Annotated in this window: 20 protein-coding genes and 1 pseudogene; 13 read left to right on the plus strand and 8 right to left on the minus strand. The window is 74.8% G+C overall.

Annotated features, from left to right (window positions below):
- Positions 1–74: 74 nt before the first annotated feature.
- From hisI to lgt, 12 genes and pseudogenes are all read left to right on the plus strand, one after another.
- Positions 75–461 carry a phosphoribosyl-AMP cyclohydrolase gene (hisI, locus tag ABZ693_RS25200; protein ID WP_359881360.1) on the plus strand — a complete coding sequence of 129 codons (387 nt, stop codon included), beginning with the start codon at positions 75–77 and terminating at the stop codon, positions 459–461.
- An 11-nt stretch (positions 462–472) separates the two neighbouring features.
- Positions 473–1,951, plus strand: a pseudogene (locus ABZ693_RS25205) (anthranilate synthase component I); the annotation flags it as partial.
- A 176-nt stretch (positions 1,952–2,127) separates the two neighbouring features.
- Positions 2,128–2,793, plus strand: coding sequence for a TIGR02234 family membrane protein (locus tag ABZ693_RS25210; protein ID WP_359881362.1), 666 nt, complete (start codon positions 2,128–2,130; stop codon positions 2,791–2,793).
- Between the two features lie 76 nt (positions 2,794–2,869).
- Entirely contained in the window at positions 2,870–3,421 is a 552-nt protein-coding gene (locus ABZ693_RS25215; protein WP_359881364.1) for an SMI1/KNR4 family protein, read from the plus strand.
- 184 nt (positions 3,422–3,605) lie between these two features.
- Positions 3,606–3,860, plus strand: a complete 255-nt coding sequence (locus ABZ693_RS25220; protein WP_359881366.1) for an HGxxPAAW family protein — start codon at positions 3,606–3,608, stop codon at positions 3,858–3,860.
- Between the two features lie 89 nt (positions 3,861–3,949).
- Positions 3,950–4,477, plus strand: coding sequence for a DUF2752 domain-containing protein (locus ABZ693_RS25225; protein ID WP_435842531.1), 528 nt, complete (start codon positions 3,950–3,952; stop codon positions 4,475–4,477).
- Positions 4,478–4,613: 136 nt separating this feature from the next.
- Positions 4,614–5,423, plus strand: coding sequence for an indole-3-glycerol phosphate synthase TrpC (trpC, locus tag ABZ693_RS25230; protein WP_359881369.1), 810 nt, complete (start codon positions 4,614–4,616; stop codon positions 5,421–5,423).
- Positions 5,424–5,429: 6 nt separating this feature from the next.
- On the plus strand, positions 5,430–5,675 hold the full coding sequence (gene trpM / locus ABZ693_RS25235) for a tryptophan biosynthesis modulator TrpM (RefSeq protein WP_359881372.1): 246 nt from the start codon (positions 5,430–5,432) through the stop codon (positions 5,673–5,675).
- A gap of 376 nt (positions 5,676–6,051) precedes the next feature.
- Positions 6,052–7,335 (plus strand): tryptophan synthase subunit beta, encoded by a 1,284-nt coding sequence (trpB, locus tag ABZ693_RS25240; protein WP_359881482.1) that lies wholly within the window; start codon positions 6,052–6,054, stop codon positions 7,333–7,335.
- Entirely contained in the window at positions 7,332–8,150 is an 819-nt protein-coding gene (gene trpA, locus ABZ693_RS25245) for a tryptophan synthase subunit alpha (RefSeq protein ID WP_359881375.1), read from the plus strand. The genes trpB and trpA overlap by 4 nt, the downstream gene beginning before the upstream one ends.
- 64 nt (positions 8,151–8,214) lie before the next feature.
- The gene (locus ABZ693_RS25250) at positions 8,215–9,045 is read left to right on the plus strand and encodes a DsbA family protein (protein ID WP_359881378.1); all 831 of its coding nucleotides are present in this window, start codon (positions 8,215–8,217) and stop codon (positions 9,043–9,045) included.
- Positions 9,046–9,147: 102 nt separating this feature from the next.
- A complete protein-coding gene (lgt, locus tag ABZ693_RS25255; RefSeq protein WP_359881381.1) occupies positions 9,148–10,299 on the plus strand; it encodes a prolipoprotein diacylglyceryl transferase in 1,152 nt (383 codons plus the stop codon).
- A gap of 81 nt (positions 10,300–10,380) precedes the next feature.
- On the opposite strand, the gene ABZ693_RS25260 is transcribed toward lgt, so the two are convergent.
- From ABZ693_RS25260 to ABZ693_RS25290, 7 genes are all read right to left on the minus strand, one after another.
- Positions 10,381–11,238 (minus strand): HpcH/HpaI aldolase/citrate lyase family protein, encoded by an 858-nt coding sequence (locus ABZ693_RS25260; protein WP_359881384.1) that lies wholly within the window; start codon positions 11,236–11,238, stop codon positions 10,381–10,383.
- Entirely contained in the window at positions 11,235–12,437 is a 1,203-nt protein-coding gene (locus ABZ693_RS25265; protein ID WP_359881387.1) for a CaiB/BaiF CoA transferase family protein, read from the minus strand. The genes ABZ693_RS25260 and ABZ693_RS25265 overlap by 4 nt, the downstream gene beginning before the upstream one ends.
- The gene (locus ABZ693_RS25270) at positions 12,434–13,378 is read right to left on the minus strand and encodes a ribokinase (protein WP_435842532.1); all 945 of its coding nucleotides are present in this window, start codon (positions 13,376–13,378) and stop codon (positions 12,434–12,436) included. The genes ABZ693_RS25265 and ABZ693_RS25270 overlap by 4 nt, the downstream gene beginning before the upstream one ends.
- 116 nt (positions 13,379–13,494) lie before the next feature.
- Positions 13,495–14,916, minus strand: a complete 1,422-nt coding sequence (locus tag ABZ693_RS25275) for an ADP-ribosylglycohydrolase family protein (RefSeq protein ID WP_359881485.1) — start codon at positions 14,914–14,916, stop codon at positions 13,495–13,497.
- A gap of 38 nt (positions 14,917–14,954) precedes the next feature.
- The gene (locus ABZ693_RS25280; protein ID WP_359881392.1) at positions 14,955–16,106 is read right to left on the minus strand and encodes an ADP-ribosylglycohydrolase family protein; all 1,152 of its coding nucleotides are present in this window, start codon (positions 16,104–16,106) and stop codon (positions 14,955–14,957) included.
- Positions 16,087–17,412 carry an ADP-ribosylglycohydrolase family protein gene (locus ABZ693_RS25285; RefSeq protein ID WP_435842533.1) on the minus strand — a complete coding sequence of 442 codons (1,326 nt, stop codon included), beginning with the start codon at positions 17,410–17,412 and terminating at the stop codon, positions 16,087–16,089. Before ABZ693_RS25285 ends, ABZ693_RS25280 begins: the two co-directional genes overlap by 20 nt.
- A 257-nt stretch (positions 17,413–17,669) precedes the next feature.
- Positions 17,670–18,692 carry an ADP-ribosylglycohydrolase family protein gene (locus ABZ693_RS25290; RefSeq protein ID WP_359881396.1) on the minus strand — a complete coding sequence of 341 codons (1,023 nt, stop codon included), beginning with the start codon at positions 18,690–18,692 and terminating at the stop codon, positions 17,670–17,672.
- A gap of 294 nt (positions 18,693–18,986) precedes the next feature.
- On the opposite strand from ABZ693_RS25290, the gene ABZ693_RS25295 reads away from it, so the two are divergent.
- Positions 18,987–19,715, plus strand: a complete 729-nt coding sequence (locus tag ABZ693_RS25295; RefSeq protein ID WP_359881399.1) for a VIT1/CCC1 transporter family protein — start codon at positions 18,987–18,989, stop codon at positions 19,713–19,715.
- 84 nt (positions 19,716–19,799) lie between these two features.
- Here ABZ693_RS25295 and ABZ693_RS25300 read toward each other — a convergent pair whose 3' ends face one another.
- Complete coding sequence (locus ABZ693_RS25300; protein ID WP_359881402.1) at positions 19,800–19,973, minus strand: hypothetical protein; 174 nt, start codon at positions 19,971–19,973, stop codon at positions 19,800–19,802.
- Positions 19,974–20,367 lie beyond the last annotated feature (394 nt).

The raw sequence follows: 20,367 nt of genomic DNA on the forward strand, positions 1-20,367 counted from the left end.
CCTACGACCGCCGCCACCGGTCCGCCCAGTGGACGTCGCCGCGTGCACCGCCCGCGCGGCGGCACAATGGCGCCATGAGCAGCACGCCCCGGACCCCCAGCGACCTCGACCCGGCCATCGCCGCCCGCCTCAAGCGCGGCGCCGACGGTCTGGTCCCCGCCATCGCCCAGCAGTACGACACCGGCGAGGTGCTCATGCTCGGCTGGATGGACGACCAGGCGCTGCATCTCACCCTCACCACCGGCCGCTGCACCTACTGGTCCCGCAGCCGCGAGGAGTACTGGGTCAAGGGCGACACCTCCGGGCACGTCCAGCACGTCAAGTCCGTCGCCCTCGACTGCGACGCCGACACCCTCCTCGTCAAGGTCGACCAGGTCGGCGCCGCCTGCCACACCGGCACCCGGACCTGCTTCGACACCGATGTGCTGCTTCCCCTCCTGCCGGCCGAGCCGGCCGAGTAGGGTCGGGCGCCGTGAATCTCGAGACCTTCCGCAAACTGGCGGCGGACCGCCGCGTCATCCCCGTCAGCCGCCGGCTCCTCGCGGACGGCGACACCCCGGTCGGGCTGTACCGCAAGCTCGCCGGCGAACGCCCCGGCACCTTCCTCCTGGAGTCCGCGGAGAACGGCCGCAGCTGGTCGCGCTACTCCTTCATCGGCGTCCGCAGCGACGCCACCCTGACGGTCGAGGACGGCCAGGCGCACTGGCTCGGCACCCCGCCCGTCGGCGTCCCCACCAGCGGCGATCCGCTCGCCGCGCTGCGCGCCACGATCGAGACCCTGCACACGCCGCGGGACCTCACCGCGGGTATGCCCCCGTTCACCGGTGGCATGGTCGGCTACCTCGGCTACGACATCGTCCGCCGCTTGGAGCGCATCGGCGAGCACGGCACCGACGACCTCCGGCTGCCCGAGCTGACCCTGCTGCTCACCAGCGATCTCGCCGTCCTCGACCACTGGGACGGCTCGGTGCTGCTGATCGCCAACGCGATCAACCACAACGACCTGGTGACCGGCGTCGACGAGGCGTACGCGGACGCCGTCGCCCGCCTCGACGCGATGGAGGCGGACCTGGCCCGCCCGCTCGCGTCCACCCCGGTCGCGCTGCCGGAGTCCGACCTGCCCGCGTTCTCGGCCCGCTGGGGCGGCCTCGCTTACCAGGAGGCCGTCGACGACATCAAGGAGCGCATCCGGGCGGGCGAGGCGTTCCAGGTGGTGCCCTCGCAGCGGTTCGAGACCCCGTGCGCGGCCTCCGCGCTCGACGTCTACCGGGTGCTGCGGGCCACCAACCCGTCCCCGTACATGTACCTGTTCCGCTTCGAGAACGGCTTCGACGTCGTCGGCTCCTCGCCCGAGGCCCTGGTCAAGGTCGAGGACGGCCACGCGATGGTCCACCCCATCGCCGGTACCCGGCACCGCGGCGCCACCCCGCAGGAGGACCACGACCTCGCCGAGGAGCTGCTCGCCGACCCCAAGGAGCGCGCCGAGCACCTCATGCTCGTCGACCTCGGCCGCAACGACCTCGGCCGGGTCTGCGCGCCCGGCTCCGTCGAGGTCGTCGACTTCATGTCGGTCGAGCGCTACTCGCACGTCATGCACATCGTCTCGACGGTCACCGGCCGGGTCGCCGAGGGCAGGACCGCGTTCGACGTCCTCACCGCCTGCTTCCCGGCGGGCACCCTCTCCGGCGCGCCCAAGCCGCGCGCGATGCAGATCATCGAGGAGCTGGAGCCGTCCCGGCGCGGTCTGTACGGCGGCTGCGTCGGCTATCTCGACTTCGCCGGGGACTCGGACACCGCGATCGCCATCCGTACGGCGCTGCTGCGCGACGGCACCGCGTACGTCCAGGCCGGCGCGGGCGTCGTCGCCGACTCCGACCCGGTCGCCGAGGACACCGAGTGCCGCAACAAGGCGGCGGCGGTGCTCCGCGCCGTCCACACCGCGAACCGGATGACCGCCGGACGGCCGCCGGCCGACTGCCGACCGACTGCCGACCGACTGCCGACGGACGGACGACCGTCGGCGGATGCCGTGGGACCCCCGGAATCCACGGCATCCGCCGACTGACGTCGAAACGATCAGACACAACCGGATAACCGGATGAACGGATCCTGAGACGGTAGGGGATAGTGGGGTGCGTGAGTGCCGTACCCGTACCCCAGCCCCGCGCCGCCCGCTCCGGCGCCGCCCCGTCCGGTGCCCGCCGCAGCCTGGCCGCCGCCCTGCTGCTCGGTGCCCTCGGATCCACCGTCGTACTGCTCTCCGCCGGCCAGATCTGGGCCGAGGGCACCGCGTCGGTCGGCGGCGGCACCGTTCCGGTCGAGGCCGACGGCGGCACGGTCACCGGCGTGCCGACCGCCCTCGCGATCGTCGGACTCGCGGCGCTCGTCGCCGTCTTCGCGGTCCGCCGCACCGGCCGCGCGCTGGTGTCCGGGCTGCTCGCGCTGAGCGGCGCGGGCGCCGCGACCGCCGCCGTCCTCGGCGCCGGCGACAGCTCCGCGCTCGACGCGGAGGCCGCCCGCATCAGCGGCAACACGGCGGCCGCCGTCGAGGGCCTCAGCCACACCGTCTGGCCGTACGTCACCGCCGGCGGCGCCCTGCTCATCCTGGTCGCCGGGCTCTTCGCGCTGCGCTTCGGCACGTCCTGGCCCGCCATGGGCGGCCGCTACGAGCGCTCCGGCGCCCCCCGCCCGGCCCGCCGCAAGGCGGCCGCTGCCGCCACGACCGACCCCGACCGTCCCGAGGACCTCTGGAAGGCCCTCGACCGCGGCGAGGACCCCACGCACGGCGACTGAGCAGAGCCGGACAAGACCGGTCGTCGGTTACAAGAACCGGTCGTCGGTTGTCAGAGGTGCTCACTAGCCTTCCGGCGTGACACTTCCTGATGCCGCCGACGGCCTTGACGACCTCGACGACCGCGCGTTCCCGGCCGCCCTCGCGGCGGCCCTGGCGCTCCCGTTCGACTACGGCGAGGACCACGGCGTCGACTTCGAGCCCTACCCCGCGTTCCTGAGCGCCGAGGACACCACCGACTGGTTCCGCGCCTGGACCGGCAACCCGGACCTGGACGGCGACGCCTTCCGCGTCCTCGGCCAGGACGGCACCGGCGGTTACGCGGCCTTCTGGCTGGTCCGCCCCAAGGCCCCGCTCGCCGACCAGCCCCTCGTCTTCGTCGGCTCCGAGGGCGAGACGGGCGTCCTGGCCTCCTCCCTCGGCGACTTCCTCTGGCTGCTCGCGGGCGGCTTCGGCCCCCGGGAAGCGGCCGACCGTGAGCCCGAGTGGACCCCGCGGCCCGACGAGGCCCGCACCGCCGTCGCACGGCGCTTCGCCCCGGACCGCGAGTCGGCGGCCGAGGCGGTGATCGCGCGGGCGGCCCGGGAGTTCCCGGACTTCGACGACACGCTCATGGAACTCTGCCGCTGACCGGCTCCGTCACCGGACGCCCGCCACTCCGCTCGCCGCATGCCCCGCTTCTGCCGGATTGATGGGGAAAGATCCGGTAACCACCGCGACGTGTGATCGACCAGAGCCCCCCGAGTCACCACCGCGCGGTCATGTGCGGAAGAATGAGGCGTCACCACCGAGCACCACCAAAGAGGAGCAACTCATGTCGGGCAGCGCCCACGGACACACCCCGGCCGCCTGGGCCGGTGTCATCATCTCCTTCATCGGCTTCTGCGTCGGCGGAGTCTTCATGGTCGGCGCCAACGTGGTCGGCTTCTGGGCCGGTATCGGCCTGATGCTCCTCGGTGCCCTCGTCGGCGGCGTGATGAAGATGGTCGGCATGGGCACGCCGAAGCCCACCGCCGCCGTCCAGGCCGCCCGCGAGACCGCCACCGCGAGCATCCGGGCCCGCGCCTGACGCTCCCGGCCGCCGCGGCCGCTCACCCCGAAGGCGCAGTACGGAAGAACCGTGCTGCGCCCTCGTGCGTCAGGGGCGACAATCACCGGGTGGACCCGAATCCGACGGCGGTGGCCGTGACCGAGCCCCAGACTCCCGGGGGGACGCCCCCCGACCCGTACGCCCAGGCATATGCCGGTCCGTACGCCCCGGTTCCGGCCTATGCCCCGCCGCCCCCGCCGTCGCTCGTCCGACGGCTGCTCACCCCGGTCGGCACCCTCGCCGCCGTCGCCGCCGCCTTCGCGTACGTCGGCACCGTCGACCCCAACGAGCCCGGCCACTACCCGGTCTGTCCGACCCTGCGCTTCACCGGCCTGTTCTGCCCCGGCTGCGGCGGGCTGCGCAGCGCCCACGCCTTCGCCCACGGCGACCTCGCCGCCGCGTTCGGTTCCAACGCCCTCGCCGTCGTCGGCTACGGCGTCTTCGCCGTCGTCATGGTCCTGTGGCTGGTCCGCGCCATCCGCGGCATCCCGATGCGGGTCACCCTCTCCCCGGCCTGGTGGTGGGGGATCGGCGCCGTCCTGGCCCTGTTCACGCTGGTCCGCAACCTGCCGTTCGGCGCCGCGCTGGCCCCCTGACCGGCCCGGACCGGCCCCGCCGGAGTCCCAGTAGGTGGGACGTCCCCGCCGCCGATGCGAGGCCGGGGCCCACCTCCGGATACCATCGACCTTGGCTGTACCCAGACCGTCACCGTCCCGGAAGGGGGCTCCTCGCGTGAGTGTGCTCGACGAGATCATCGAAGGCGTGCGCGCCGACCTCGCGGAGCGGCAGGCGCGAGTCACCCTCGACGAGCTCAAGGAGCGCGCCGCGAGGGCGCCGCAGGCCAAGGACGGCGTCGCCGCGCTCAGCGGCGACGGAGTCAAGGTCATCTGCGAGGTGAAGCGCTCCAGCCCGTCGAAGGGCGCGCTCGCCGCGATCGCCGACCCGGCCGGCCTCGCCGCCGACTACGAGGCGGGTGGCGCCGCCGTCATCTCCGTCCTCACCGAGCAGCGCCGCTTCGGCGGCTCGCTCGCCGACCTGGAGGCCGTCCGCGCCCGGGTCGACATCCCGATCCTGCGCAAGGACTTCATCGTCAGCGCCTACCAGCTGTGGGAGGCCCGGGCGTACGGCGCGGACCTCGCGCTGCTGATCGTCGCCGCCCTCGACCAGGAGGCCCTGGTCTCCCTGATCGAGCGCGCCGAGTCCATCGGCCTGACGCCGCTGGTCGAGGCGCACGACGAGGAAGAGGCCGAGCGGGCCGTCGCGGCCGGCGCCAGGATCGTCGGGATCAACGCCCGCAACCTCAAGACCCTCAAGGTCGACCGCTCCACCTTCGAGCGGGTCGCCCCCGAGATCCCGGCCGGCATCGTCAAGGTCGCCGAGTCCGGCGTCCGCGGCCCGCACGACCTGATCGCCTACGCCAACGCCGGCGCCGACGCGGTCCTGGTCGGCGAGTCCCTGGTCACCGGCCGCGACCCCAAGGTCGCCGTCGCCGACCTGGTCGCCGCCGGCGCCCACCCGGCCCTCCGGCACGGACGGGGCTGACCCGGCATGACCCGCTCTCTCCGTCACGACGCGCCGACGCGCATTCCGGGCCGTGCGGCCCGGGGTGCCGCCGGTGCGCGCGCGGACGAGGGCGACCGGCGGCACGCCCCGCTGGCCCGCGGCTGCCGCCCGCGCGGCTGCCGCGCCCCCGCGCGCCGGGTCCACGGCCGCCGGGTGCGGTACGTGATCGGCGACGAGCCGGGCCAGGTCAACGGCATGCGATGGCGTCTCCTCGCCGCGCGCACGTCCTGACACCTCCACGCCGCGTGGTGCCTCAGCCTCCGCCTCTCCGTGTCGTCCCACGGAATGGTGCTCTCACGGGCACCTTTCTCCACCGGGTCCGGCCGCACCACCCGTGCGCCGCGCCCCGGGGCGACGACGGATACGAGGAGCCGAACCCGGCAAGGGTGCCGTCCGCCGTACCCACCCGTCCCACCCCTCAGGGCTTCCCTGGGGAACCAGGTGACGGGACACGGCGACGACCGGTCCCCGCCCCGGCGGAGCGAGCCACCCCCGCGAGAGAGCGGAACGCGTCAGGGCATGCGCATAACGTGACCATCGTCCAGACGTCACCGGGGCCCCGCCCCGCGAGGAGCGCATCCGCATGTCCAGCATGTCGTCCACCGATCTGACCAGCGAGTTCTTCATCCCCGACCCGGAGGGTTCGACTCCCACCCCCGAGGGCTACTTCGGCGCCTACGGCGGCAAGTTCATCCCCGAGGCCCTCGTCGCCGCCGTCGACGAGGTCGCCGCCGAGTACGAGAAGGCCAAGAACGACCCCGAGTTCGCCCGCGAGCTCGGCGATCTGATGGTCAACTACACCGGCCGTCCCAGCGCCCTCACCGAGGTCCCGCGCTTCGCCGAGCACGCCGGCGGCGCCCGTGTCTTCCTCAAGCGCGAGGACCTCAACCACACCGGCTCGCACAAGATCAACAACGTGCTCGGCCAGGCCCTGCTCACCAAGCGCATGGGCAAGACCCGGGTCATCGCCGAGACCGGCGCCGGCCAGCACGGCGTGGCCACCGCCACCGCCTGCGCCCTCTTCGGCCTCGACTGCACCATCTACATGGGCGAGGTCGACACCCAGCGCCAGGCCCTCAACGTGGCCCGGATGCGCATGCTCGGCGCCGAGGTCGTCTCCGTGAAGTCCGGCAGCCGCACCCTCAAGGACGCCATCAACGAGGCGTTCCGCGACTGGGTCGCCAACGTCGACCGCACCCACTACCTCTTCGGCACGGTCGCCGGCCCGCACCCCTTCCCGGCCATGGTCCGCGACTTCCACCGGGTCATCGGCGTCGAGGCCCGCCGCCAGCTCCTGGAGCGGGCCGGCCGGCTCCCCGACGCGGCCGTCGCCTGCGTCGGCGGCGGATCCAACGCCATCGGCCTGTTCCACGCCTTCATCCCGGACGCCTCCGTCCGCCTGATCGGCTGCGAACCGGCCGGCCACGGCCTCGCCACCGGCGAGCACGCCGCCACCCTCACCGCCGGCGAGCCCGGCATCCTGCACGGCTCGCGCTCCTACGTCCTCCAGGACGAGGAGGGCCAGATCACCGAGCCGTACTCGATCTCCGCCGGCCTCGACTACCCGGGCATCGGCCCCGAGCACGCCTATCTCAAGGACAGCGGCCGGGGCGAGTACCGGGCCGTCACCGACGACGCCGCCATGCAGGCGCTGCGCCTGCTGTCGCGTACGGAGGGCATCATCCCGGCCATCGAGTCGGCGCACGCCCTCGCCGGCGCCCTGGAGATCGGCAAGGAGCTCGGCAAGGACGGGCTGCTCGTCGTCAACCTCTCCGGGCGCGGCGACAAGGACATGGACACCGCGGCCCGCTACTTCGGGCTGTACGACACCGACGCCGAGGTGGCCGCCGACGCCGCCGCCACCGCCGAGATCGTGGGGGACGCCAAGTGAGCGGGAACATCCAGCTGCTGAGCGACACGCTCGCCGCCGCCAAGGCCGACGACCGGGCCGCGCTCATCGCGTACCTCCCGGCCGGCTTCCCCACCGTCGACGGCGGCATCGCCGCCATCAAGGCCGTCTTCGACGGCGGCGCCGACATCGTCGAGGTCGGTCTGCCGCACAGTGACCCGGTCCTCGACGGGCCGGTGATCCAGACCGCCGACGACATCGCGCTGCGCGGCGGCGTGAAGATCGCCGACGTGATGCGCACGGTCAAGGAGGCGCACGAGGCCACCGGCAAGCCGGTCCTCGTGATGACCTACTGGAACCCCATCGACCGGTATGGCGTCGAGCGCTTCACCGAGGAGCTCGCGGCGGCCGGCGGCGCCGGCTGCATCCTGCCGGACCTCCCGGTCCAGGAGTCCGCCCTGTGGCGGACGCACGCCGACAAGCGCGGTCTCGCGACCGTCTTCGTCGTCGCGCCCAGCAGCAAGGACGAGCGGCTCGGCACCATCACCGCGGCCGGCTCCGGCTTCGTCTACGCCGCCTCCCTCATGGGGGTCACCGGCACCCGCGAGTCGGTCGGCGAGCAGGCGGCCGACCTGGTGCGCCGCACCCGCGCCGCCGGCGACCTGCCGGTCTGCGTCGGTCTCGGCGTCTCCAACGCCGCCCAGGCGGCCGAGGTCGCCCGATTCGCCGACGGCGTCATCGTCGGGTCCGCCTTCGTCAAGCGGATGCTGGACGCCGACGGGGACGAGGCCGCCGCGCTCGGCGCCGTAAAGGAACTGGCGGCCGAACTCGCCGCGGGCGTGCGCCGCCCCTCGTAACACGTACGGGTGGAATTCGGACCGGGGAGGCGCGGGCGTGCCTCCCCGGTTCGTTGCTGTGGGCGTGAGCGAGAAGAACCGAGACGGAATGCGGAGCGCGCGCGAGCGCCTCAAGCAGCAGCGCGAGCAGGACAGGACACGGGAGAAGCGGCGGCGCGTCCTCGTCGTGTCGGCCGCGGTCGTCGGCGTCCTCGGCCTGGCCGCGGTCGTCGGCGTGATCGCCGCGGCCGGCGGGGGCAAGGAGAGTTCCGACAAGGCGGGCCCGGTCGTGCCGCCGGCCGGCGCGCTGGGCGGCGACAAGCCCGCCATCCCGCAGGGCCGGCCGGACGCCCCCTCCACCCTCGCGGTCTGGGAGGACTTCCGCTGCCCCGCGTGCGCCCAGTTCGAGAGCGTGATGCGGGCGAGCGTCCACCAGTTGGTGGCGTCCGGCGCGCTCAAGGCCGAGTACCACCTCGCCACCCTCATCGACGCCAACCTGGGCGGCAGCGGCTCCCTGCGCGCCGCCAACGCCGCCGCCTGCGCCCAGGACGCCGGGAAGTTCACGGCGTACCACGACGTGCTCTACACCAACCAGCCGCCGGAGACGAACGACGCCTACGCGAAGAACGCGAAGCTGATCGAGCTGGCCGCGAAGGTGCCCGGGCTCGACACGCCCGCCTTCCGTTCCTGCGTCGAGGAGGGCGCGCACGACGCCTGGGTGAAGAAGTCGCAGGAGGCGTTCAAGAAGAGCGACTTCAACGGCACGCCGACCGTCATGCTCAACGGGCAGTCGATCTTCCCGCAGAAGGGTGGCGAGCAGATCTCCCCGGAGAATCTGAAGAAGTGGGTCGCCGAGGCCAACAAGGGCAAGAAGCCGGGCACCGCCTCCCCGGCCGCCGGCTCGCCCGGACGCTGAGCAGGGCCCCGGCCGGAGGCCGGTCGGGTACCGGTAGTTACGGAGAAGTTGCCGGGCGGGCTTGCCCTGGGGCCCGTCCGGCAAGGTAGCGTCGGTCTTGCCATGGACCTTGCCTATATTCCCAGCCCGTCGACCGGCGTGATCCATCTCGGACCGATCCCGCTGCGCGGCTATGCCTTCTGCATCATTCTCGGTGTCTTCGTCGCCGTCTGGCTCGGCAACAAGCGCTGGGTCGCCCGGGGCGGCACCGCCGGCACCGTGGCCGACATCGCCGTCTGGGCGGTGCCCTTCGGCCTCGTCGGCGGTCGCCTCTACCACGTGATCACGGACTACCAGCTGTACTTCAGCGAGGGTAAGAACTGGGTCGACGCCTTCAAGATCTGGGAGGGCGGCCTGGGTATCTGGGGCGCCATCGCGCTCGGCGCGGTCGGTGCCTGGATCGGCTGTCGCCGGCGCGGGATCCCGCTCCCGGCGTACGCGGACGCCATCGCGCCCGGCATCGCCCTCGCCCAGGGCATCGGCCGCTGGGGCAACTGGTTCAACCAGGAGCTGTACGGCAAGCCCACCGACCTGCCGTGGGCGCTGAAGATCAGCGCCGGACCGAACCGTGACGCCGGGCTCTACCACCCGACCTTCCTGTACGAGTTCCTGTGGGACATCGCCGTCGCGTTCTTCGTGATCTGGGCCGGCCGCCGCTTCAAGATGGGCCACGGCCGTACGTTCGCGCTGTACGTCGCCGCCTACTGCGCCGGCCGCACCTGGACCGAGTACCTGCGCATCGACGAGGCGCACCACATCTTCGGCGTCCGGCTGAACGTGTGGACCGCGATCATCGTCGGCCTGCTGGCCATCGTCTACATCGTGATCTCGGCGAAGGTCCGCCCGGGCCAGGAAGAGGTCGTGGAGCCGCGGAAGGCGGCCGAGGCCACGGCCGCCGGGGCGGCGAAGGACGACGCCGAGGGCGCGGACGCGGAGCCGAAGGACGCCGACCCGAAGGACGGCAAGAAGCCCACGGGGAAGCCCACGGGCGAGGACTCCGCGGATCCGCTGTCCAAGGACGCCAAGCCCGAGGACGCCAAGCCCGAGGACACGAAGCCCGAGGACGCGAAGGCCGAGGACGCGAAGGCCGAGACGAAGGCCGAGCCCAAGGACGAGGTCGGGGACAAGGCCGAGGACGCCGCCAAGGCTGAGGACGGCACCGAGGACAAGGCCGAGGACGAGGACGAGGTCAAGGACGGCGCGGGCAAGCGCTGACCTCACCCCGTACGCGTACGCGTACGGATGGACAGGGCGGAGGGCCGCCGGGACCACGGGTTCCGGCGGCCCTCCCGTGTGTCAGGACCGGCGCGCGGCGAGGGCCAGGACGCGCCGTGCGCCGGTGACGACCGCCGCGTCCACGAAGCGGCCGTCGGGCAGGACGAACGCGCCGTCGTGGCAGCTCTCCGCCGCCTTCACGACCTTCTCGGCCGCGGCGATCTCGTCCGGGGCCGGCAGATAGGCCCGCTCGATGACGGGGAGCTGCCGGGGGTGGATCGCGGCCCGGCCGAGGAAGCCCATGGCCCGGCCCCGGGCGCAGTCCGCGGCGAGGGCGTCGAGGTCCCGGACGTGCGGGTGGACGGACTGGACCGGCGGCGGGAGCGCGGCGGCGCGGGCGGCGACCACGATCCGGCTGCGCGGCCAGTCCAGGCCGCGGTCGTCCCGTACCCCCAGGTCGGCACAGAGGTCGGCCTCGCCGAGGGCGATGCCGTGCACCGAGGGATGGGCGGTGGCGATGGCGTACGCGTGCTCCACGGCCAGCGCGTTCTCGAGCAGCGGGTAGAGCGGGAGGCCCTGGGACAGCTCGGCGATCCGGCCGATGTCAGTGGGGTGTGTCACCTTGGGAACACGGAGAGCGACGAGTCCGGGGAGGGAGACCAGGGTGGGGATGTCGCGGGGGGCGTGCACACGGACATGGACCGGTACGGGCTGGGGGTCGGCGAGCAGGTCGGCGGTGGCGTCGAGGGCGTACGCGCGGCGGTCCGGGGCCACCGCGTCCTCCAGGTCGACGATGACGACGTCGGCCCCGGAGGTGAGGGCCTTCTGGACGATGCCGGGGCGGTCGCCGGGGGCGTACAGCCAGGTCAGAGGGATGGGCCGGGTCGGAGGCGGGGTGGTCCCGCGGCCGGCGGGCGGGGCGGTGTGGTCGCGGTTCATACGGCTCCTTCGGCGCGCAGGGTGTCGATCTCGGCGGGGCCGAGGCCCAGTTCGGTGAGGAGGTCGGTGGTGTCGGCGCCGTGTGGGCGGCCGGCCCAGCGGATCGCGCCGGGGGTGGCGGAGAGCCGGAAGAGGACGTTCTGCATCCGGATCGGCCCGAGTTCGGGGTCGGGGACCTCGGTGACCGTGCCGAGGGCCTGGTACTGGGGGTCGTCGAGGACGTCCCGGACGTCGTAGACGGGGGCGATGGCCGCCTCGGCCTTCTCGAAGGCGGCCAGGACCTCGTCGCGGGTGCGCCGGGCGATCCAGGAACCGACGGCCTCGTCGAGGACGTCGGCGTGCGCGGCCCGGCCGGTGCCGTCGGCGAACCAGGGCTCGTCGGTCAGCTCCGGCCGGCCGACCAGCCGCAGGACGCGTTCGGCGATCGACTGGGCGGAGGTGGACACGGCGACCCAGGAGCCGTCGGCGGTCCGGTAGGTGTTGCGCGGGGCGTTGTTGCGGGAGCGGTTGCCGGTGCGGGGCTGGACGTAGCCGAGCTGGTCGTACCAGAGGGGGTGGGGGCCGATGACGGAGAGCATCGGTTCGATGAGGGCGAGGTCGACGATCTGGCCGCGGCCGGTGCGGGTCCTCGCGGCGAGCGCGGTCGTCACGGCGTACGCGGTGGCGAGCGCGGCCACGGAGTCGGCGAGGCCGAAGGGCGGCAGGGTCGGCGGTCCGTCGGGTTCGCCGGTGAGGGCGGCGAAGCCGCTCATGGCCTCGGCGAGGGTGCCGAAGCCGGGGCGGTGGGAGTACGGGCCGAACTGCCCGAAGCCGGTGACACGGGCCAGCACGAGCCGCGGGTTGGCGGCCGACAGCTCCTCCCAGCCGAGACCCCAGCGTTCCAGGGTGCCGGGGCGGAAGTTCTCCACGATCACGTCGGCGCCGGCGGCGAGCCGCAGCAGGGTGTCCCGGCCGCCGGGGGTGGACAGGTCGAGGGTCATCGTCCGCTTGTTGCGGCCGAGGACCTTCCACCACAGGCCGACGCCGTCCTTGGCGGGGCCGTGGCCGCGGGACGGGTCGGGCTTGCGCGGGTGTTCGATCTTCACGACGTCGGCGCCGAAGTCACCGAGCAGGGTCGCGGCGAGCGGGCCCGCGAAGAGGGTGGCGAGGTCGAGGACGCGCAGGCCGGACAGAGGAGGGGTGGGGGCGGGGGTGCTCATACGCGGTCGGCCTCCCGGTCCGCTTCCCGGCCGGAGTCCGGCGCGGAGTCCCGCTCGGCCTCGGTGCCGCCGGGGGCCGGGGCGAGGGCGGCGTCGATCTCGGCGCGGTACGGCATCGACGGGGACGCGCCCTCGCGCTGCACGGACAGCGCGGCGGCGGCCGACGCCCAGGCGAGCGCCGCCGGCATGGGCCGGCCCTCGGCGAGCGCCACGGCCAGGGCGCCCACGAAGGTGTCGCCGGCGGCGGTGGTGTCCACGGCGGTCACCCGGGGCGCGGGCACGGTCACCGGTTCACGGCCGCGCGCGGCGTAGAGGCAGCCGGCCGCGCCGAGGGTGACGACCACCTCGGGCACGTCGGCGAGCAGCGCCCGGGCGGCGGCGTACGGGTCGGTGCGGCCGGTCAGCGCGGCGGCCTCGTGCTGGTTGGGCACCAGCAGGTCGGTGGCGGCGAGGAGCGCGGGCGGCAGCGGCCGGGCGGGGACGGGCGCGGGGGTGAGGACGGTGCGCACCCCGTGCGCGCGGGCGGTGCGGGCGCCCGCGGTGACGGCGGGAAGGGGGAGTTCGAGCTGGAGCAGCAGGAGGTCGGCGGTGGCGATCAGGGCCTCGTCGCCGTGATCGAGGGAGGTGACGGCGCTGTTGGCGCCGGGGACGACGACGATCGCGTTGCCGCCCTCGTCGTCGACGACGATGTGCGCGGTGCCGGACGGGCCCTCGGCCGTACGGACGAGGTCGGTGTCGACGCCGCTTCGGTCGAGCGCGGTGCGCAGCCGGGTGCCGAAGCCGTCGGTGCCGACCGCCCCGATCATGGCCACCTCGGCGCCCGCGCGGGCGGCGGCGACGGCCTGGTTGGCGCCCTTGCCGCCGGACAGGGTGCGAAAGGCGCGGCCGGTGACGGTCTCGCCGCGGGCCGGGGCCTGGGCGACGTAGGCCACCAGGTCCATGTTCAGGCTGCCGAGGACGACGATGCCGGCCGGGCGGACGGGGGCGGGACGAACGGGTGCCGGACGGGGGCCGGGGGCGGTGGGAGTGGTGGGAGTGGTCGGTGGATGCGGATGGGTCATGGGCGTACGGCCTCCGAGTGCGTCAGTGCGGCCAGGGTGTCGAAGCCGGCGCCGTCGAAGGGGGGCACCGTCGTCGACAGCCGGTTCTTGAGAGGGGAGGTCCAGCGGGCGGGCAGCCGGTCGGGGTGGCCGGCGAGGAGTCCGGCGACGGAACCGGCGGCGGCGCCGTTGGAGTCGGTGTCCCAGCCGCCGGCCACCGCCGCGCAGATCGAGCGGCCGAAGTCGCCGTCGGCATGGGTGAGGGCGGCGGCGAGGAGCGCCGTGTTGGGGACGGCGTGGACCCAGTGGTAGCGGCCGTACGCGGTGTGCAGCCGGTCCACGACGGTGTCGAAGTCGAGGTCGGCGCGGGCGGCGGCGATCCCGGTACGGACGGCTTCGGCCAGCCGTGACGCGGGTGGGACGACGCGGAGTCCGGCGGCCAGGGCCCGGTGCACGTCGGCGGTGCCGTCGGCGGCGGTCGCGAGGACGGCGGCGGTGAACATCGCCGCGTACACACCGTTGCCGGTGTGCGTCAGGACCGCGTCCCGGTACGCCTGCCGGGCGGCCGAGGCCGGGTCACCGGGGTGGGTCCAGCCGTGCGCGTCGGCGCGGATCCGGGCGCCGATCCACTCCCGGAACGGGTTGCGGCGGGTGGCGGTGTGCGGTGGTTCGACGCCGTCGAGGAGATTGCGGTAGGCGATCCGCTCGGCGGTGAACGTGCGCCCGGCGGGCAGTTCGTCGAGCCACAGCCGGGCCAGGTCGGCGGTGGCGAAGCCGCGGCCGTGGCGGCGCAGGAGGAGCAGGGCGAGGAGGGGGTGGTCGAGGTCGTCGTCCGGCGGCATCCCGTCGATGTTCTCGGCGAGGGAGGTGGCGGCGGACCGGCGGTTCCACGGGTGCGCGGCGAGCAGGTCCGCCGGGACCCCGCGCGCCGTGAACCAGTCGGCGAGCGGCCAGTTGCCGGTGGCGCGGGCGAGGGCCCGGATCGCGGCCAGCGGCAGCTTCTCCACGGGCTTGCCGAGCAGACAGCCGGCGGCCCGGCCGAGCCAGGCGGCGTGCAGCCGGTGGCGGAGGGGGTCCTCCGCGGGGTCCGCCGGATTCGCCGGGTCGCGGTCCTCGGGGAGTGGGTCCGGCCAGTCCGGGCAGGCGGCCTCGATCGCGGCGAGCGAGGCAGGCTCCCGGTCGGCGAGCGGGGACGGCAGGGCCGCCAGGGCGTCGAGGAGTTCCTCGGCCGGCGGCCGCAGTTCGGGGCGCGGGAGGGGAGAGGCACCGGCCGCGGGCGGTGCCGGGTGGCCGCCCGCCGCGTACCAGCGGGCGGCCAGGGCGGCCACGGCACGGGCGTCGCGGCCGTCCTCGGCGGCCTGCCGCAGCTCGTGGCCCACCAGGTCCTCCGGCTGGACCCAGGTGACCCGCAGCGGCGACGGCGGAGGCGGCGGGGACAGAGGGGGCGGAGGCGACGGCGGAGGCGGCGGGGACAGGGTCACCGGGCCGCGCCCGTGAGCCGCGCGTACGCCGCCTCGTGCGCGCGGCGCCGGGCCGTGTCCCGGGCGAACACCTCGTGCGCCACGGCCGCCAGCGCGCTCGCCGGTGCGTGCAGGTCGAGCCGGCTCGCCTCCGCTACCCGCTTCGCCCAGTCGTCCGGGACGGCCGCCGCGCCGTGCAGCGCGCCCGCGAGCGCGCCCGCCATGGTGGCGATCGAGTCGCAGTCGCGCCCGTAGTTGACGGCGCCGAGCACCGTACGGCGGTAGTCGCCGTCGCCGACGAGCAGCATGCCGAGGGCGACGGGCAGTTCCTCGACGGCGTGCGTACGGGAGGGGCGGCGGGCGTCGAGCGAGGGGGCGCGGTAGTCGGGGCCGACCGAGTCGAAGGGCTCGACCGCCCGCCGCAGCGGTCCAAGCGCCGACTCGAAGTCCCGGTATCCGTCGGCTACTTCGGTGACCGCCTCGATGGCGGCGCGGGTGCCGTCCTTGGCGAGGGAGAGGGCGGTGTCGACGACGGAGCGGGCGGTGGCGTCCGGGGCGCAGGCCGCGGCGACGGCCGCCGCGAAGACGCCGGCGGCCTCCCGCCCGTACGAGGACTGGTGGGCGCCCGCGATGTCGAGGGCCTCGGCGTAGGCGCCCGCCGGATCGGCCGCGTTGACCAGGCCGACCGGCGCCATGTACATCGCCGCCCCGCAGTTGACGATGTTGCCGGTGCCGGCCTCGCGCGGGTCGGCGTGCCCGTAGTGCAGCCGGGTCACGATCCACTTCTCGGCGAGGAAGACCCGCTGCAGGGGGAGTGCCTCGGCCTCCAGTTCCGGGATCCACACGGTGCGGCCGATGAGTTCGGGCACCAGGTGCTCGGCGACCGCGTACGCGTCGAGGTGGTCGCGGACCGTCTCGTACACCCGGATCAGGGCGTGCGTCATCAAGGTGTCGTCGGTGACGTGTCCGTCGCCCTTGTGGTACGGCGCGAGGGGGCGGGCGGTGCGCCACGCGTCGCCGTTCCAGGGGCCGACGATCCCGGTGACGCGACCGCCGTGGCGTTCCGCGATCTGTTCGGGGGAGTAGCCCTCGACCGGGCCGCCGAGGGCGTCGCCCACGGCGGCTCCGAGGAGACTGCCGCTGATGCGGTCATCCAGAAGGGGAGTCATGTCCGGATTGTCCACCTGGGGTGGCCGGTTCCGTGGCTGCGGCCGCGAGCCGACCGGCGAATTCCACCAGATCGGTGCCCGCGAGCCACGGCAGCGCGCAGCCCGCGAGGGTCCGGCACGCCGCCCGCCAGGTCGCCGGCACCGAACTCCCGCCGCCCAGCGCCCCGGTGAGCGCGCCGGCCAGCGCCGGTGCCGAGTCCGCGACCCGGGACAGACAGGCCGCGGCCGGCAGCGCGGCGGCGGCCTCGCCCCGCGCGGCCACCGTCAGGGCGAGGGCGACCGGCACGGTCTCGGCGGCGGCGATGCCGTAGCTGTAGACGTGGTCCACGATCTGGTGTTCGAGGAGCGGGACGAGGGCGAAGGCGGTGCCGGCGGTGCGGGCCAGCCCGACCGCGTACCGGCCGTTGCGGCCGATCTCCGTACCGGGCGGCAGTTCGGCGAGGGCCGCCTCCACCGCCTCCTCCGGCGCGGCCCCGCCGAGCGCGGCGGCGACGGCCGCCGCCATCGCGCGGGCGCCGTGGACCCCGTCGCCGTCCTGCGTGTACCGGGCGTCGAACTCGGCGAGCGCGGCCGCCGGGCCCGGCTCCCCGGGGTGGGCGAGGGCCAGGACGGCGGCGCGTACGCAGGCGGCGTCGTCGAAGTAGTGCGGGTTGTCGTGCCCGGTCGCGGGCGGGCGCAGCCCGGCGGCCAGATTGCCGAGCCCGGCCCGGACCGAGATCCGGGCCCGCAGCGGGAGCACGGCCGACTCGACCTCGGGCGCCCGGTCCGCCGCCGCGGCCACCTGTCCCGCGAGGGAGTGCCAGGCCAGGTCGACGGCGGCCCGCAGCCGGAGCCCGGGGGTGAGACCGCGGAACGCCGGCTCGTTCCGGGCCAGCAGCGCCCCGGCCGTGAACACCGCCCACTCGGCGTCGTCGGACGGCCCGAGCCGGAGCGGCTCGGGCGGCTGGTTGAGGGCGAGCGGGACGGGCAGCGTGGTCGTCGCGTTCTCCTCGGCGAACGTGTCGAGTTCCCGGGTGAGCCGCCGGGTCCACTCGGGCATCCGCGCCGCCCGGTGCCGCACCGCGGGCCACCCGGCGGCGTCCCCGGCCGCGATCCCGAGCAGCAGCCCCTCGATCCGGTCGCGGCGGACGGGGGTTCCGGCGGCGCCCCCGTCGAGGCGGATGTCCCTCAGGGACGGGGCCCCGGCCGCGCCCGCCTCCGCGTCCGCGGCGCTGGGCTCGGCCGTCCTCGGGCCCGGGTCCGGGTTCATGACGCTTCCTCGGGTCGGGCCGCCGGGCTCCAGGGCCGGTTCCGGGGGCGGAGCCATGCCCGCCGCCGTACGAGAGCCCCCCGCGCTGGAGCCGTGTCCGGCCGTACGGGCGAACGGGGCCGGCCCGCCGGCCGCGCCCGGCTTCCCGGCCGCGCTCGCGGCGGCGGGTCCGGGCCGCGTCGGATCCGTACCGGCGAGGCGCCGGCCGGCCGTGCCCGGGACCACGCCGTCGGGACAGACGACCCCCAGGACGGGCGCCACCGCCGCGCCCACGCGCCGGTCCGTGGCTCCGGCCGCCGGTGTCGGGTCCGCGTTCATCGGGCGTCCTCCTCGGGGGTCAGCAGGTCCGCGATGTCCAGCACGTGGTGGCCGCGCATGGAGGGGAGGCAGCTGCCCGCCACCGGGGCGATGGCGCCGGCCCATTCCGCGGGGATCGCGGCGGCGCCGCACAGCGCGCCCGTGAGCGCCCCGGCGACCGCGGCCGTGGTGTCGGCGTCGCGGCCCATGTTGACGGCGGTGAGGACCGCCGTACGGAAGTCGCCGCGGGCCGCCGCGAAGGCGCCGAAGGCGAGGGCGACGGCCTCGGGGGCGAGGTCGGTCCAGGGGTAGCCGCCGATCACGACGGCGGAGCGGACGGCGCGTTCGCGTTCCAGCGGGTCGGTGCCGGCCCGCTCGGCGGCGACCACCGCGCGGCGCATCGAGCGCGCGGTCCAGGAGTCCATCGGGATCACCGACAGCGCCGCCGCGACCACCGAGGTGACGCCCTCGTGGCCCTCGCCACGTTCGCGCATCGCCGCCGCGACGCCTGCCGCGACCGCCTGCCCGCCGTAGATGCCCTCGCCCTCGTGGCTGACGCTGCCGTCGACGGCGACGAGCCGTGCCGCCTCGGCGGGCCGGCCGGCCGCGAAGACCCCGAACGGCGCGGCGCGCATGGCCAGCCCGTCGCTCCAGGCGTGCCGGTGCTGCGCGGAGATCGGCGCGGCCAGGCCCCGGCGGAGGTTCTCCAGGGTGCCGCGCTCGGAGAAGCCGGCGCCCCGGAACGGGCCCTCGTCGAGGTCGGCGATCCAGTGGTGCCAGGCCCGTTCGACATGGGCGACGGTCAGGGCGGAGCCGTGCCGGGCGAGCAGCAGCCCGGAGAAGATCGCGTACTCGGTGTCGTCCGTGCCCGCCGGACAGTCCGTCACGAAGCCTTCGATCCGGCCCCAGCGGCGGCGGATCTCCGAGGGGCGCAGGTTCTCGGCGGGCGCGCCGAGCGCGTCGCCCACCGCGAGACCGAGCAGCGCCCCCCTCGCCCGGTCGCGCACCTCGCGGGTCGTCGTCCTCGTCTCGCCGGCCATCTCGCTCCCCTTTCGTGGTCCTCTCATCTGTGCCACGCGGGGACCGAACCCTCACGGAGACGTGCCGTTCGGCCGGGTGACGCGGCGTCGCACCCGCGGCGGGTGGTGGCTTCGAGGGCCGGGAGAGGGGCGGGAGAGGGGCGGCCGGGGGGCCGCCGGGGAGCCGCCGGGGGAGCAAGGCGGACCTTAGTAAGTACGGCCTGCCTTGCTGGCGCGCCCCTTACATCCCGCGTATGTTCGAGGACATCGGAGGGGGCGGGCACGCCGAACCCCAGGGGAGACAAGGGGATCCGCATGTCCATCATCGAAACCGCCGCGCCACTGCACGAGGCCCACCGCGACAACCACACCCACCGCGACGTGAACGGCGGCTGGCTGCGCCCCGCCGTCTTCGGCGCGATGGACGGACTCGTCTCCAACCTCGCGCTCATGACGGGTGTGGCCGGTGGCGCCGTCTCCTCGCAGACCATCGTCATCACCGGCCTGGCCGGCCTCGCCGCCGGCGCCTTCTCGATGGCGGCCGGCGAGTACACCTCGGTCGCCTCGCAGCGCGATCTGGTCCAGGCCGAACTCGACGTCGAGCGCCGCCAGTTGCGCAAGCATCCGATCGACGAGATGGAGGAGCTGGCCGCGCTCTACGTCTCCCGAGGCGTCGAGCCCAAGCTCGCCCGCGAGGTCGCCCTCCAGCTGTCCCGCGACCCGGAGCAGGCGCTGGAGATCCACGCCCGCGAGGAACTGGGCATCGACCCCGACGACCTGCCGTCGCCGATGGTCGCCGCGGTGTCGTCGTTCGGCTCGTTCGCGCTGGGCGCCCTGCTGCCGCTGCTGCCGTACCTGCTCGGCGCCACCGTGCTCTGGCCGGCCCTGCTGCTCGCCCTGATCGGCCTCTTCGCCTGCGGCGCCCTCGTCGCCCGGGTCACCGCCCGCGGCTGGCTGTTCAGCGGCCTGCGCCAGCTCGTCCTCGGCGGCGCCGCGGCGGCCGTCACGTACGGACTGGGCATGCTTTTCGGAGCGGCGCTGTAGCGCGCGGATCGCTTCGGATCGCGTCGGATACTCCGGGCGGCCGGAACGGACAGGGATGTCCGCTCCGGCCGCCCGCGCGTGTGCTCAGCCCAGACCGAACCGCGGCGGACACGCGGGCAGGCCGTCGATCTCCACGGGCACCGATCGGTGCTCCCGCCACCGCTCGGGGGTGAGCCGGAGCCGGCGGGGTACGGCGGAACGCGCGCGTACGGCGTGATGCTCGACGCCGTCGTCCTGGCAGCCCAGCTCGCGCGACACCGTCAGCGACGCCGTGTTGTCGGCGTACGCGCCCGAGGCGGCGTGCCGCGCGCCGAGCCCGGCGAAGGCCGGCTGGAGGCGGGTCCGGCCTTCGCAACGTTCCGTGCCCCTCGTGTTTCCGCAGGTGGGTCCATAGCTTCGGGCTGTGATCTATCTCCCTGAGCGGATCCGCCGTTCCGGTGGGAGACTATGCGCAGCGCTCCATAACGAGCCGGTTACCCGGCGGTTTCGAATGCTCGGCCACCGGGCATGAGGCGTAAGCGCCGCGGGCAAGGACGCCCGCCCTGCGACGGGTCGATGGCGACCCCACCGTCGAACCGTCCCCCACGGGCACCCCCAGCGGAAGCCCGCGAGAGCCGAACGAGAGTCAGCGACACCCCGAGACGCCCCGGAC

This window comes from Streptomyces laurentii (assembly GCF_040635425.1).
Classification (GTDB): Bacteria; Actinomycetota; Actinomycetes; order Streptomycetales; family Streptomycetaceae; genus Streptomyces; species Streptomyces laurentii.

Bases quoted from the DNA above. Each gene is read 5' to 3' on its own strand.
- ABZ693_RS25295 (WP_359881399.1), top strand. From the start codon at position 18,987: ATGTCCATCATCGAAACCGCCGCGCCACTGCACGAGGCCCACCGCGAC.
- ABZ693_RS25290 (WP_359881396.1), bottom strand. From the start codon at position 18,692: ATGGCCGGCGAGACGAGGACGACGACCCGCGAGGTGCGCGACCGGGCG.
- ABZ693_RS25280 (WP_359881392.1), bottom strand. From the start codon at position 16,106: ATGACTCCCCTTCTGGATGACCGCATCAGCGGCAGTCTCCTCGGAGCC.
- lgt (WP_359881381.1), top strand. From the start codon at position 9,148: ATGGACCTTGCCTATATTCCCAGCCCGTCGACCGGCGTGATCCATCTC.
- trpM (WP_359881372.1), top strand. From the start codon at position 5,430: ATGACCCGCTCTCTCCGTCACGACGCGCCGACGCGCATTCCGGGCCGT.
- ABZ693_RS25260 (WP_359881384.1), bottom strand. From the start codon at position 11,238: ATGAACCGCGACCACACCGCCCCGCCCGCCGGCCGCGGGACCACCCCG.
- ABZ693_RS25285 (WP_435842533.1), bottom strand. From the start codon at position 17,412: ATGGCTCCGCCCCCGGAACCGGCCCTGGAGCCCGGCGGCCCGACCCGA.
- ABZ693_RS25265 (WP_359881387.1), bottom strand. From the start codon at position 12,437: ATGAGCACCCCCGCCCCCACCCCTCCTCTGTCCGGCCTGCGCGTCCTC.
- ABZ693_RS25270 (WP_435842532.1), bottom strand. From the start codon at position 13,378: ATGGACCTGGTGGCCTACGTCGCCCAGGCCCCGGCCCGCGGCGAGACC.
- hisI (WP_359881360.1), top strand. From the start codon at position 75: ATGAGCAGCACGCCCCGGACCCCCAGCGACCTCGACCCGGCCATCGCC.
- ABZ693_RS25220 (WP_359881366.1), top strand. From the start codon at position 3,606: ATGTCGGGCAGCGCCCACGGACACACCCCGGCCGCCTGGGCCGGTGTC.